Annotated in this window: 14 protein-coding genes and 1 other RNA gene; 3 read left to right on the forward strand and 12 right to left on the reverse strand. The window is 34.8% G+C overall.

Going from position 1 to position 12,430, the window contains the following annotated elements:
• Positions 1-78: 78 nt before the first annotated feature.
• Positions 79-879, reverse strand: a complete 801-nt coding sequence (locus tag PMI13_RS20190) for a T9SS type A sorting domain-containing protein (RefSeq protein ID WP_034669856.1) — start codon at positions 877-879, stop codon at positions 79-81.
• A gap of 114 nt (positions 880-993) precedes the next feature.
• Between PMI13_RS20190 and PMI13_RS20195 the strand changes: the two genes are divergently transcribed.
• Positions 994-1,965 carry a bifunctional riboflavin kinase/FAD synthetase gene (locus PMI13_RS20195; protein WP_007847429.1) on the forward strand — a complete coding sequence of 324 codons (972 nt, stop codon included), beginning with the start codon at positions 994-996 and terminating at the stop codon, positions 1,963-1,965.
• Here PMI13_RS20195 and PMI13_RS20200 read toward each other — a convergent pair.
• Positions 1,962-2,315 (reverse strand): MmcQ/YjbR family DNA-binding protein, encoded by a 354-nt coding sequence (locus PMI13_RS20200; protein ID WP_007847431.1) that lies wholly within the window; start codon positions 2,313-2,315, stop codon positions 1,962-1,964. The genes PMI13_RS20195 and PMI13_RS20200 overlap by 4 nt on opposite strands.
• A gap of 169 nt (positions 2,316-2,484) precedes the next feature.
• On the opposite strand from PMI13_RS20200, the gene PMI13_RS20205 reads away from it, so the two are divergent.
• Positions 2,485-3,144, forward strand: a complete 660-nt coding sequence (locus PMI13_RS20205; RefSeq protein ID WP_007847433.1) for an NAD(P)H-binding protein — start codon at positions 2,485-2,487, stop codon at positions 3,142-3,144.
• Between the two features lie 112 nt (positions 3,145-3,256).
• On the opposite strand, the gene PMI13_RS20210 is transcribed toward PMI13_RS20205, so the two are convergent.
• From PMI13_RS20210 to PMI13_RS20255, 10 genes are all read right to left on the reverse strand, one after another.
• Positions 3,257-3,832, reverse strand: coding sequence for a glutathione peroxidase (locus tag PMI13_RS20210; RefSeq protein WP_034669873.1), 576 nt, complete (start codon positions 3,830-3,832; stop codon positions 3,257-3,259).
• Positions 3,833-3,875: 43 nt separating this feature from the next.
• Complete coding sequence (locus tag PMI13_RS20215; protein WP_007847436.1) at positions 3,876-4,538, reverse strand: LolA-like protein; 663 nt, start codon at positions 4,536-4,538, stop codon at positions 3,876-3,878.
• Between the two features lie 102 nt (positions 4,539-4,640).
• Entirely contained in the window at positions 4,641-5,366 is a 726-nt protein-coding gene (kdsB, locus tag PMI13_RS20220) for a 3-deoxy-manno-octulosonate cytidylyltransferase (RefSeq protein ID WP_007847438.1), read from the reverse strand.
• Between the two features lie 40 nt (positions 5,367-5,406).
• Positions 5,407-5,763 (reverse strand): four helix bundle protein, encoded by a 357-nt coding sequence (locus tag PMI13_RS20225; protein ID WP_007847442.1) that lies wholly within the window; start codon positions 5,761-5,763, stop codon positions 5,407-5,409.
• Between the two features lie 62 nt (positions 5,764-5,825).
• Complete coding sequence (locus PMI13_RS20230) at positions 5,826-7,079, reverse strand: pyridoxal phosphate-dependent aminotransferase (RefSeq protein WP_007847447.1); 1,254 nt, start codon at positions 7,077-7,079, stop codon at positions 5,826-5,828.
• A gap of 73 nt (positions 7,080-7,152) precedes the next feature.
• The gene (locus PMI13_RS20235; protein WP_007847449.1) at positions 7,153-8,868 is read right to left on the reverse strand and encodes a phospho-sugar mutase; all 1,716 of its coding nucleotides are present in this window, start codon (positions 8,866-8,868) and stop codon (positions 7,153-7,155) included.
• A gap of 278 nt (positions 8,869-9,146) precedes the next feature.
• Positions 9,147-9,848, reverse strand: a complete 702-nt coding sequence (locus tag PMI13_RS20240) for a GIN domain-containing protein (RefSeq protein WP_007847453.1) — start codon at positions 9,846-9,848, stop codon at positions 9,147-9,149.
• A gap of 6 nt (positions 9,849-9,854) precedes the next feature.
• Entirely contained in the window at positions 9,855-10,583 is a 729-nt protein-coding gene (locus tag PMI13_RS20245) for a DUF3667 domain-containing protein (RefSeq protein WP_007847462.1), read from the reverse strand.
• Between the two features lie 6 nt (positions 10,584-10,589).
• Entirely contained in the window at positions 10,590-11,540 is a 951-nt protein-coding gene (locus PMI13_RS20250; RefSeq protein WP_007847464.1) for a glycosyltransferase family 2 protein, read from the reverse strand.
• 16 nt (positions 11,541-11,556) lie between these two features.
• The gene (locus PMI13_RS20255; RefSeq protein ID WP_007847467.1) at positions 11,557-12,156 is read right to left on the reverse strand and encodes a DUF4199 domain-containing protein; all 600 of its coding nucleotides are present in this window, start codon (positions 12,154-12,156) and stop codon (positions 11,557-11,559) included.
• A gap of 131 nt (positions 12,157-12,287) precedes the next feature.
• Here PMI13_RS20255 and ffs point away from each other — a divergent pair.
• An RNA gene (gene ffs, locus PMI13_RS21000) (signal recognition particle sRNA small type) lies at positions 12,288-12,385 on the forward strand.
• Positions 12,386-12,430 lie beyond the last annotated feature (45 nt).

A 12,430-nucleotide genomic window follows, 5' to 3' on the forward strand; every position in this document is an offset into this window, starting at 1 on the left:
TTTCATAAAAGAACCAAAGAAGAAAAACTCCTTTGATTGTTCTGAATTCTTAATATTATCACGATAAAAAAGCAGGAATTATTTTTTAATTGCTTTAATCACTTTTTGCGAACCATCTTTCATTTCCATTTTCAGCATATATAATCCGGGAATAAATTCCTTTAAATAGACTTGTGAGGAAGGTTTATGGATAGTTCTCACTACTTTTCCAGAAATATCAGTAACTGAAACAGACCGTATATTCTCTGCTTTAGTAATATTGATTACATCCGCAAACGGATTTGGATATATTGTAACTGCATCATTTTTGCGGATTACTTCCGCAGTACTTAATTGAGAAGTTGTAACATTAATATCATCAAGTGTCAAAAGCCAGGTGTACCCGTTAGAGTAACAATTAAATCCAATATAGTAAACTCCTGTTGCAGTTGGTGTAAACGCTACATTACCGGAAGAAATATTGTTATTCACAATATCAGGATGATCTGCCAGCAGGTTTGTCATGGAAGAACTATTGGCATTTATTCCGTAAGCAACTTTTAAATTTTCCGGAAAAATAAAATTAGTCCCGGAATATTTATAGGTTACTTTATATTCTACTCCAGCCGTAAGATTTAGTCCGGGAGTAAAAAACCATGTATTAGCAGGATTTTCATTACTCTTGTACGTTAATGCCTTAGTGGTAATTCCTGTAAATGTATCTTGATTGGTATACCAATCTGTACCGGATCCGGCATTCTCAATTGTAGTACAAGACGGTAATGCTGGTGTAGTAACACTTTCAAAATCTTCTGTATAAGGTAAATTTACAGAATTGCACTGTGCACTTATTTTGATTCCTAAAATAACGGCACAAAAGAATAATTTTTTATTCATCATGTTTTTCTCAAAAATAAAAAAACAATCAAAATAAAATGATACTTATTAAAAATAATTCATCACCATGAACCATATGTTGAATATACATAATAATACAAATATTTAAATTAAATTATGATGAATAATTTTAAAGGCTTTATATTTGCAGTCAAAATTTTTTCCGTTTTGAAAGTTTTCAAAAATTTTAATGATTATTCTTCTCAAACGCCTTTAGCTTTGTCTTTAGGAATGTTTGACGGGGTACATCTCGGCCATAAAAGTATTATTGATGAATTGACGAAAGTAGGTGCAGATAACAACCTGGAGACTGCTGTCCTTACTTTCTGGCCACATCCAAGGTTTGTTTTCAACCCTAATGAAGATTTAAAACTTCTCAATACCCTGGAAGAAAAGAAATCTTTGATGGAAAAATATGGCATCCATAATTTATTCCTTAAAGAATTTGACGAAGAATTCAGAAACCTTACGGGAGAAGAGTTCGTTCGTCAGATTCTTATTGAAAAGCTGAATGTAAAGTATCTTATTATAGGTTATGATCATTCTTTCGGAAAAAATAAAAGCGGAAATTTCGAGCTTCTTCAGAAACTTTCAAAAGAATTGGATTTTGAAGTTGAACAAATGGAAGCGATTAATATTCACGAAAATAATATCAGCTCTACGAAGATTAGAAATGCGCTTTTAGCGGGACATATCATAAACGCCAATGAGATGTTGGGATACTCCTACTCTGTTTCCGGAAAAGTAGTTCACGGAAAGAAAATCGGAAGAACAATTGGTTATCCCACTGCCAATATAGAAACAGATTCTATTAAACTTTTACCTAAAAAAGGTGCCTATATTGTTGAAGTATATGTAAAAGACCAGCAGTATAAAGGGATGTTAAGCATAGGTACAAACCCTACTGTAAATGGACAATCTTTAACTGTTGAAGTCTATATTCTGGATTTCGACGGAGATATTTATGACGAAAACATCACTGTAAAATTCAGAGATTTTCTTCACGACGAAATCAAATTTGAAGGTCTTGAAAAACTGATTGAAAGGCTGGATGAAGATAAAAGATTAACAGAAAGGTTTGAATTTTAACTATTTTCAATTTCCTCTTTCGCCTTTTTTGTCAAAGATTTAAAAACAAGCTCATACGACTGATCTATCATTTTCAGGATCAAATCTCTTTTTAAACCATCTACAATCACGGAATTCCAGTGGGTTTTATTCATATGATATGCTCCCGTGACCTGTGGATATTGCTCACGGAGCTCTGAGCTCCATTCCGGATCGGTTTTTACATTAATACCAAGAGGCTGCCTTTCGAGCCCCATTAGCAGAAATATTTTTGTTCCCACCTTCATCACAAGGGTTTCATTATCAAAGGGAAAACTTTCCGTAACTCCTTTTTTTGCAAGACAATAATCCAGTATTTCGTTGGCATCCATATTTTTTAATAAGTTATGAGTTATGGGTTATGGGTTATGAGTTGTGGGTGATAATTGGTGTTTAGACAAATTCTTTTAATCTTTTTAAAACATCCTTTTCATTAGCTTCAAATTTAGTAAATTTAGAAAAGGAAAACATCAGTTAACCGTCACACTAATCACATTTATTATGAAAGCTCTTGTAATCGGTGCCACAGGCGCCACAGGTAAAGATCTGGTCAACCAGTTACTTAATGATAAAGACTTTGAAAAGGTAGATATTTTTGTGAGAAAACCTTTGGATATTCAAAATGATAAACTCAATGTTCATATAGTGGATTTTGAAAAACCTGAGGAATGGAAAGATTCTGTAAGAGGTGATGTTGCTTTTTCCTGTCTCGGAACCACCTTGAAGACTGCAGGAAGTAAAGAAGCGCAGAAAAGGGTCGACTTCGATTATCAGTATGAGTTTGCAAAAGCTGCCAAAGAAAATGAAGTGGACGATTATATCCTGGTTTCTGCTTATGGAGCCAGCCCTAAATCTAAGATCTTTTATTCAAAAATGAAAGGCGAATTGGAAGAGGCCGTAAAACAACTGCATTTCAATAAAATCACTATTTTCAAACCCGGTATGCTCGAAAGAAAAGATTCCAACAGAGCCGGAGAAGTTTTAGGGAGCAGAGTGATTAAATTTGCCAATAAACTAGGCCTTCTGGAAAGTCAGAAACCTCTTCCTACCGAAATATTAGCAAAGGCAATGATTAACTCTTCAAAAATTAAAAGCTACGGCTATTCCAGTATAAAACTCGGGAATATTTTCTGCTTTGCAGAGAAGAAAATTGAAGGTTAAAAACTGATAATTGAAGTCAAAAAACACTTCAGCTTCATTCAGCGTGATATTTTAATACTAATTCATATCTGCTGAATGAAGCCGAAACGTTGAATTTTATTAATCTCTTTTCCTATTTCAGATATTTGGTAATTGCTTCATCCGTAGGTTTTGTCGTACTTACAAAAGTATCAACAAGTTTCCCGTTTTCGTCGATTAAAAATTTAGTAAAATTCCAAAGGATCGTTGTGTTTTTCACTCCGTTTAATTCTTTTTCGGTCAGATATTTGAAGATAGGCGCTGTATCATCTCCTTTTACAGAAACTTTAGCCGCCAAAGGAAATGTCACTCCATAATTTTTCTGGCAGAAAGCACCGATTTCAGTATTGGTTCCCGGCTCCTGGCCCCCAAAATTATTGGCAGGAAAACCTACAACAACCAGCTTGTCTTTATATTCTTCATACACTTTCTCAAGGTCCGCATACTGTGGGGTAAAACCACATTCTGAAGCTGTGTTTACAATAAGGATTTTCTTTCCTTTAAAATCTGCAAAGTCAATTTCCTTGCCATCAAGGCTTTCCACTTTGAAATCATATATTGTTTTTCCCATAAGTTCTTTGGTTTTAGCTTTAGACAATTCACTTTTCTTTTGGGCACAGCTGTTAAAAAAAGCTATAAGAGAAAGCAGCAGTAAAAAAAACTTTTTCATTAGTACTATTTTATTTGCGGGGTTGCCGCGATTATTTCTGCAATTAAAATTTAAATGCATTGGCAGGAAACACTTTATTAATATCTATTTTATTGATAAGCATTACATAATCACCATCTTTCTTCGGACTTGCAGATTCTATTCTGAAAGGCATTACCAGGGTTCCTACTTTTTTGTAATCGAAATAATTCAATGTTTCATCCTTCTTTACTTCTTTCAAAAGCATATAAGTTTTGGTATCGAAGTAATACAGGTTTTTATTCACATTTTTGGTAAGCTCAACTTTATGACAATAAATGTCCCCTACTTTTTCTTTTCCAAGATATTTAGCCTCAAAGCCTTTATTTTCCCAATCGATAAAATCATTATCAAAGCTTTCCGGAATATAGTCAGGATACTCCTGAAGTTTATTGTTACCGTAATTCATTCCGTAACCTTTGTTTCCGTCATATCCTTCAATAGCTGTTTCTTTATTGTTGATGGTAAGAACTGTTTTGGTAAGGTTCGGGCGTTGCTGGTAAATTTTTATAGGGTATTCATCTTTAATTCCAAGAATTACTTTTCCTTGAAGTAATACTGAATTTAAAAGCTTCCAATTCGTTAATCCTCCGGATAATTCAATATTTTTATCTATAATTTCTTTTGCAGTCTGTGCAAAAGATATTTGCGAAAAGACCATGACGAACACTAAAAGTAATTTCTTCATTCAATCAATTTATAAATTCAAATATAAGGTTTTGTAATGAATTCTTTTGTTAATAATACGATAAAGGTGATCGTTGAATTGTAAAACTGTTTTTATGTACTTTTAACCAATCAGCTTTCTCGCTTTTTCAAGATCTTCCGGTGTATCAATTCCGACTCCTATAAAATTGGTTTCTATCATCTTGATTTTCATGCCATATTCCAGGTAACGGATACATTCTATTTTCTCCGAAATTTCGAGTGGCTTCATTTCAAGTTTTGAAAATTGTAATAGAGCATGTTTCCGGAATGCATATACTCCAATATGCTTAAAATAATTTATATCATAGGAAACGTCCCTGTTAAAAGGAATAACGGAACGGCTGAAATATAAAGCAAATCCGTTATTATCAGTGATTACTTTTACATTATTCGGATTTTCAATCTCTTCTTTTTCCGTCAGCTTTATTTTTAAGGAAGCTAAAGAAATTTCCTGACTGTCGTCTTCCTTGAAAACTTCTATCAATTGTTTTAACGGTTCCAGCTTCAGGAATGGTTCATCACCCTGAACATTGATCACAATATCACAATCAATATTCTGAACAGCTTCGGCAATCCTGTCGCTTCCGGTTTCATGCTGCCCTGTCATTACAGCTTTTCCGCCATTATTGACAATTTCATCATAAATAATTTCGGAATCCGTAGCTACAAAAACTTCATCAAACAAACCTGTTTCCTCAACATTCTGGTAGGTAGTGCTGATAACAGTTTTTTCTCCCAGCGTCTGCATCAGCTTTGCAGGAAAACGGCTTGCTTCGTAACGGGCAGGAATGACTGCTATTATTTTCATAAATGAGAATAGTTATGAGTTGTAAGTTATTAATTAAGAGTTATGAGTTTTTACTCTTGGTCGTTATAATAATACTTCGGATTATTTTTAAAATCTCTGTTGCTGGTTTTTGTAAATTTTCAAATTCTTCTTTTGAAATATAATCAGTTGCAAATAAAAGTTCAAGCCAATAAATCGTCTCATCACATTCTTTTTGAGAAATAGATAGTTTATGAATGAAATCCATTCTACTTTGAGCATTTAAAGCTTCTCTAACATTAGCACCTACAGAGGTTCCTGAGCGTATAATTTGTTTGGATAAAATATACTCTTTCTTTTCTACACTCAATTTTTTATAAAAATTGACAATTTGTACAGCAAATTCAAAACTCTTTTTCCCAACAATACTTTCACTCATAACTCATAACTCATAACTCATAACTCATAACTCTTAATTAATAACTTATAACTTTAAAAGTATTACTTAAGATTATTCAAAGCATTTTCCAGTTTCGGCATCATTACTTCAATTTCGTTGATGTCTAATCCACCTACTGAAGCACGGAACCAAGGTTCAGATTTTTCTTCTCCGAAAGCTGAGAATGGTACTAATGCTACTCCGGCATCGTTGATCAGGTAGAATACCAGATCTGAAGAGTTTTCAATAACTGTTCCGTCCGGTTTTGTTTTTCCGATGTAATCTAATTTAATGGTAAGATAAAGTGCTCCCATCGGTTCAATACTTTCTACTGCCAAACCTTTTCCTTTTAGGTCCTGGATTCCTTTATGAAGAACTTTTAAGCTTGCTGCAAGTTTTGCTTTAAAATCATCAACGAAAGTATCCACGTTTTCAGTATTTTCAAAGAATTTTGCCGTTGCTTCCTGTTCAGGTTTCGGTGCCCATGCTCCAACGTGAGTAAGAAGGGCTTTCATTTTATCAATAATATGAGCCGGCCCGAATCCCCATCCTACACGAACTCCTGTTGCTGCAAGGCATTTAGAGATCCCATCGATATAAATCGTATAATCTTTCATTTCAGGGAAAAGAGAAACCGGATCGAAATGTTTGGCTCCGAAAGTAAGATTAGAATAAATCTGATCATACATCAGATATAACGGTTTTTCATCTGCCCCTCTTTTTTTATTTTCAGCTATAATCAGTTCGCATATGTCTGAAAGCTGCTCTTTTGTAAACATTGTTCCAGTAGGGTTTAACGGTGAACAAAGCGCTAAAAGAACGGCTCCATCCAAATGAGGTTTTAAATCAGCAGCGGTAGGCAGGAAATTATTTTCAGGTGTAGTTTTTACTTCTATTGCATTGGCTGAAGTAAGGTAGGCATAGTGATTATTATTCCATGATGGTACAGGATAAATTATTTTGTCTCCCTCATCTACGATTGTTTTGTAAACTGCATAAATTAAGGGTCTTGAACCTGCCGTAATCAAGATATCATTAGCAGCATAATCAAGATTCCATCTGTTTTTCAGGTCTCTGGAAACTTCTTTTCTCAAAGATAAAAGTCCGTTTGCAGGCGGATAATTTGTCAGGTTATTCTGATAAGCTTTCTGAATCTCTTCCTTTAACTTTGCAGGTATCGGGTAGATATTAGAATTCAGATCACCAATGGTAAGATTGGCTATTTCTGCACCTTTTGCCTTTAAATCATTTACTTCATTACCAATTTTTACAATTTCAGAACCAATCAGGTTCGCCGCTAATTTTGAAACTTTCACTTTATTATTTTATTATGTTATTTATAGTTGTTATGTGTTATGAATTATGAATTATGAGTTATGACCCATTTCTTTATGTTAACTGTAGGTCATTTTTCACCTGCTCTATTTTATCATCCAGTGATGCCAGTTTACTTCTGAAATCCGCCTCAGATGCTATGGAGTCTTTTACCGAAATATAGAATTTTATTTTAGGTTCCGTTCCTGAAGGCCTTACACAAACCTTGGTTCCGTCCCGAGTGTAATAAATCAATACATTGGATTTCGGAATATCATTCATAACCAGTTTTTCATTTTTTGAAACCACAAAATTGGTTTGCTCCTTGAAATCTTTAACTTCTTCCACTAAAGAGCCTGCCAATTGTTTAGGTGGGTTTTCACGGAAGTTTTTCATCATATTCTGAATTTCTTCAGCACCGTCTCTTCCTTTTCTGACAAGATTCACTAATCCTTCGTAATACATTCCGGTTTCCTGGTAGATTTCAATCATGTACTGATACATCGTTCTGCCATTGGCTTTACACCATGCTGCAATTTCACAGGCTAAAACAATACTTCCACATGAATCTTTATCGCGTACAAAATCCCCGGTCATGAACCCGAAACTTTCTTCTCCGCCACATACAAACTTTTCTTTTCCTTCTGCTTCACGGATCATTTTTCCGATCCATTTGAATCCTGTAAGGCCTGCTTTACAGGCAACTCCAAATTTCCGGGCAATATCAAAGAAAATATCTGAAGTTACGATCGTAGAGCCAATGAATTCTTTTCCGGTAATTTTCCCCAGCTTTCTCCATTCATTTAAAATATAATAGGTAAGAATTGTATTGGTTTGATTACCGTTCAGCAACTGCATTTCTCCATCTAAATTTCTTACGGCAATTCCCAGCCTGTCACCATCCGGATCGGTTCCGATAACAATATCAGCATTCGTAATTTTCGCAAGATCCATGGCCATTTCCAGTGCAGCCGGCTCTTCCGGGTTTGGAGATTCCACGGTAGTGAAGTTCCCGCTTGGAATCATCTGTTCTTTTACCAGGTCTATTTTTTTGAACCCGGCTTTCTCCAGTGCTTTCGGAACTGTAGTATATGTTGTCCCGTGGATTGAAGTGAAAACGATATTTAAATTTTCTTTTCCAACGTTCTGATAAGTGGAATTTTCGATACAGGCATCAATATACACATCATCCTGCTCAGCTCCTATCCATTCGATGAGATCATCATTTCCGTCAAATTTAATTTCATCAAATTTTACAGAATATACTTCATTAATGATCGCTTCATCATGAGGCGGTACAATTTGCGCCCCGTCATTCCAATACACTTTATAGCCGTTGTATTCGGGCGGATTATGAGAAGCCGTTAAAACAATTCCGCCATTACATTTTTTATCACGAACAGTGAACGACAGTTCAGGAGTTGGCCTGTGATCTTTGAAAAGAAGAACTTTAATTCCGTTTGCCGTTAACACATCAGCCACTAATTTCCCGAATTCTTTTGAATTGTGGCGAACGTCATAAGCAATGGCAACTTTAATTTCTTCATTCGGAAACTGCTTCAGCATATAATTCGCAAGTCCCTGTGTAGCCTGGCCTAAAGTGTATTTATTTAGACGGTTGGTTCCGACACCCATAATTCCACGCATCCCGCCTGTTCCGAATTCCAGCTCTCTGTAGAAAGAATCTTCAAGATCAGGAGAATTGCTGTCAATCAATACCTGTACAGCATCTTTTGTTTCCTTATCGAATGTATCATTTAACCAAAGTTTTGCTTTTTCTAATGTTGTCATATTCGTATTTTATATCTTGGCCGGAAGTTGGAAGATGGGGGCAGGAAGTCTTCCAGCTTCAAACTTCCAGCTTAATTATTCTTTTATTTGGTTTCTAAATGCTATAATCTGATTTATAAGACCATAACTTTCGCTATATAATTTATTAAAATCTTCTTCTGATTCTGCCAAATAATCAATTTCTCAAATTTGAAACTCATAGATTACTATTTTTGTCATCATTGTATTTATGTGTTTTTAATCCTTCCATCATCCGGCTTCTCTCTTCCAGTCTTTTCCTAGTCTAGTTTTTTATTCTCAACATGAGTTGTTTTATCAATTTTAAAAGCACGGATCGGATCATTATAATACAAAAATTTTGCAGTATTCTGAACCTTCCCTTTTAGTGAGTCTTTAACATTGACTTCTGCATAATTCCCATTTCTGGAATCTATATTCAGATTGGTAATTTTCCAGTAAGGGGCAATTAAGCTTGCTGTATCAGAGATTTTGATCACTGCATCCTTAGTTTGCCCTATGAAATTGGCTCTACTCCGGTTCAGCATTTCAATTTCTGCCCTTCTCGTATTGATCGATCCCATAAAAGTAGCGTTATTTTTTAAATTCAGTCTAAAATTATCCGTTTTTATTTCGCTTGAAATGTTCATTTCCGCTGAATCTGAAATACTTATTTTTTCAGGGCTGTATTTTGAATAAATGGTAATATTATAAAAATCCACCCCTTTTGTTTCTCGTGATTCAGTAATAAATAAGCCATCATCCTTTACTTCAATATGAAGGTTTTTATAAATATTAGGATAGGTTTCTACACTCACTAGGTTTTTGGTACCTCTGACAAAAAATGCCCGGAACTTCCCTTTTAAAAATACATTCTTAAAATTCTCAACGGGAACTTCTTTATTTTCAATATTTCCTTTTGGAGAAATTTTACCACAGGAAACAAGCGAAAAAATAATGAATATGTATAATATATTTTTCATTGAAATTTAAAATATTTTATAAAAAATTAAAATAATTAATATTACTTCTATAAGCATTAACAGAGAATGTACTGCAATTCTCCAGATCAGTCCAAATCCGGAATAGGAGCTTTTAAAAGCATTGAAATAGGTAAAAGCAGGAAACAAAATAAGGCTAAAAACTAAAATTTTGTCTATGATATTTGTTAGTTTCAGTAAGGGATGATAGAGTCCTATTATACTAATGGCATCATCCAGCAATAATATCACTAAAATCCCACAAAGGCCTACCGTTGCTATAATAATGTGTTCTGCAAGATTTAATTCAACCCGTTTGAAAAGAGCCCATGCATTTAAAGCCATAACTGGTATTAATCCTAATAAACTTGCTTTGGAATATTTAGAAAAAAAACCGATGACATTCGAGTTTTCTTTATTAATATCTATAGAAGCCAGATCCAGGTAAAAATGCAATGCCAGTACATTGAAGCCAAACAGGATCAATAATAGGGAAAACAGATTATAATATTTAATTCTTTTCCCGGAAATATAATCCATTGCCATTTTCCCGGGACCCAGTAAGATATGCTTTACCGTCCTGAAAAATCTTGCTTCAATATGCCAGATCGACCCTAAAATATCACTGGTCATCAAAGAGTGCGGAGTTATTCTTGCCGTGTCAGATTTTTGTCCACAATGAGGACAAAACTCATCGAAGATTTTATGGCCACAGTTTAAACAGCTCTTTTTACTCATATAGCATTAAATCACTTCATCAATATTATAATTCTTATGCTCTCTATTCGTTCTGATGATCATTTCGCCTAAAAATCCGGCTATAAAAAGTAGCGTCCCCATGATCATCATTGTTAAAGCAATATAAAACCAGGGATTACTGGTGATAAGGTGTCCGTAAATTCCTCTTGAAACGTCAATCAGTTTTGAAACGCCCAGCCAAAGAGCAGACAGAAAACCGAAAATAAACATCAGAGTTCCCACTGCTCCGAAGAAATGCATTGGTCTTCCGCCAAAACGACTTACAAACCAAAGGGTTACCAGATCCAGGAAACCGCGGATAAATCTTTCTGTTCCGAATTTTGAAGTTCCGTAAGGCCTTGCCTGGTGCTTCACCTCTTTTTCGGTAATTCTTCTGAAACCTGCATTGGCAGCCAAAACCGGAATATATCGGTGCATATCTCCATATACATCAATAGATTTTACAACCTGCTTTTTATAAGCTTTCAGTCCGCAGTTAAAATCGTGAAGCTCCACTCCCGATACTTTTCTTGCTGCTGCATTGAATAGTTTTGAAGGAACATTTTTCGTCATTACATTGTCGAAACGTTTCTTTTTCCAACCTGAAACAATATCGTAATTATCCTGAACCACCATATTGTAGAGTTCGGGAATTTCTTCAGGGAAGTCTTGTAAATCAGCATCCATTGTGATGATTACTTCTCCGTTTGCTCTTTCAAAAGCAGCATGTAAGGCTTGAGATTTTCCGTAATTTCTGGAGAATTTGATTCCGTGGATCTGAGGATACTGAATCTTCAGGTTTTCGATAATACTCCACGACAAATCCGTGCTTCCGTCGTCTACAAACCAGACTTCGTATGATAAATTGCTGGTATTGCAGATCGTATTGATCCTTGAAAAAAGCTCTTCCAGAGAGTCTTCTTCATTAAGCAACGGAATAATTATAGATAGATTCATTTAAAATTAATAAAATTTATTCTTGATTGATGGTTTCCGGATGAATGGTTTTCGTTCTGAAAAACGCTCCGAAAAACAGAGACAAAACTACATAAAATATAAGAATTGCGGCAAAATATCCTGAAAAATGACTTGCCGTAAGCATATCTTTTCCTTTAACGGCTTCAGGAGAAAAGCTTACCGCTCTTTCTTTATATTTCTGGTCTAATTCATCAATGTCTTTTTGATGTTTTAAAATTTTTCTGGCGGATTGATATTCTTTATCCAGCTCCGATTTTTGTCTCTGAACATATTGGTAATTCAATAACTTTTTGGCATCGGTATCCACAAAATTTAAAAATGAGTAGATGCTGAAAACTGAAAGGATCCCGCCAATAAACATGGGTACAAAAGCTCTTTTGAAAGCCTGTCTGAAACTTACCGTTCTATGAGTATTCCAATAAGATTTTACAGACCAGAAGGCTGTGCCCGCATATAAAACCGGAAGAACAAATGCATTCATTTTGAGGGATATATCAAAATAACTGATTCCGGAGAAAAAGTAATATACTACGAAAAAAACGATCATAGTAGCGATAAACAGTATAATTCCTAAGGTGGATGGACTTTTCGTCATATTTAATTTTTTAGAAAAATTTTGAAAAATTATCAGCCTAAATTTCAGTAATTTAGCTCTGGTAAAGGATTTTTCAGCCTATTTTTCTTTGATTTTATTTTCAAGTTTATAATTTATTCCTATCTTTGCACCGGCAAGTCCTACACAACCAGCTCCTGAGAATCCTCCAGGGTGGGAACGCAGCAAAGGTAATCGGTTGTAGCGGTGTGATGTAGATCGCTTGCCATTTTTTTTTGATAAAAATTGAAGGTAATTTGATCGTTATCTTTTTTTG

The organism is Chryseobacterium populi (assembly GCF_000282115.1).
Taxonomy (GTDB): domain Bacteria; phylum Bacteroidota; class Bacteroidia; order Flavobacteriales; family Weeksellaceae; genus Chryseobacterium; species Chryseobacterium populi.

What these genes read in the sequence shown, in the direction of transcription:
- PMI13_RS20255 (WP_007847467.1), bottom strand. Translation starts at nt 12,156, where the DNA reads ATGACGAAAAGTCCATCCACCTTAGGAATTATACTGTTTATCGCTACT.
- PMI13_RS20195 (WP_007847429.1), top strand. Translation starts at nt 994, where the DNA reads ATGATGAATAATTTTAAAGGCTTTATATTTGCAGTCAAAATTTTTTCC.
- PMI13_RS20200 (WP_007847431.1), bottom strand. Translation starts at nt 2,315, where the DNA reads ATGGATGCCAACGAAATACTGGATTATTGTCTTGCAAAAAAAGGAGTT.
- PMI13_RS20210 (WP_034669873.1), bottom strand. Translation starts at nt 3,832, where the DNA reads ATGAAAAAGTTTTTTTTACTGCTGCTTTCTCTTATAGCTTTTTTTAAC.
- kdsB (WP_007847438.1), bottom strand. Translation starts at nt 5,366, where the DNA reads ATGAAAATAATAGCAGTCATTCCTGCCCGTTACGAAGCAAGCCGTTTT.
- PMI13_RS20245 (WP_007847462.1), bottom strand. Translation starts at nt 10,583, where the DNA reads ATGAGTAAAAAGAGCTGTTTAAACTGTGGCCATAAAATCTTCGATGAG.
- PMI13_RS20205 (WP_007847433.1), top strand. Translation starts at nt 2,485, where the DNA reads ATGAAAGCTCTTGTAATCGGTGCCACAGGCGCCACAGGTAAAGATCTG.
- PMI13_RS20240 (WP_007847453.1), bottom strand. Translation starts at nt 9,848, where the DNA reads ATGAAAAATATATTATACATATTCATTATTTTTTCGCTTGTTTCCTGT.
- PMI13_RS20250 (WP_007847464.1), bottom strand. Translation starts at nt 11,540, where the DNA reads ATGAATCTATCTATAATTATTCCGTTGCTTAATGAAGAAGACTCTCTG.
- PMI13_RS20235 (WP_007847449.1), bottom strand. Translation starts at nt 8,868, where the DNA reads ATGACAACATTAGAAAAAGCAAAACTTTGGTTAAATGATACATTCGAT.
- PMI13_RS20215 (WP_007847436.1), bottom strand. Translation starts at nt 4,538, where the DNA reads ATGAAGAAATTACTTTTAGTGTTCGTCATGGTCTTTTCGCAAATATCT.
- PMI13_RS20190 (WP_034669856.1), bottom strand. Translation starts at nt 879, where the DNA reads ATGATGAATAAAAAATTATTCTTTTGTGCCGTTATTTTAGGAATCAAA.
- PMI13_RS20225 (WP_007847442.1), bottom strand. Translation starts at nt 5,763, where the DNA reads ATGAGTGAAAGTATTGTTGGGAAAAAGAGTTTTGAATTTGCTGTACAA.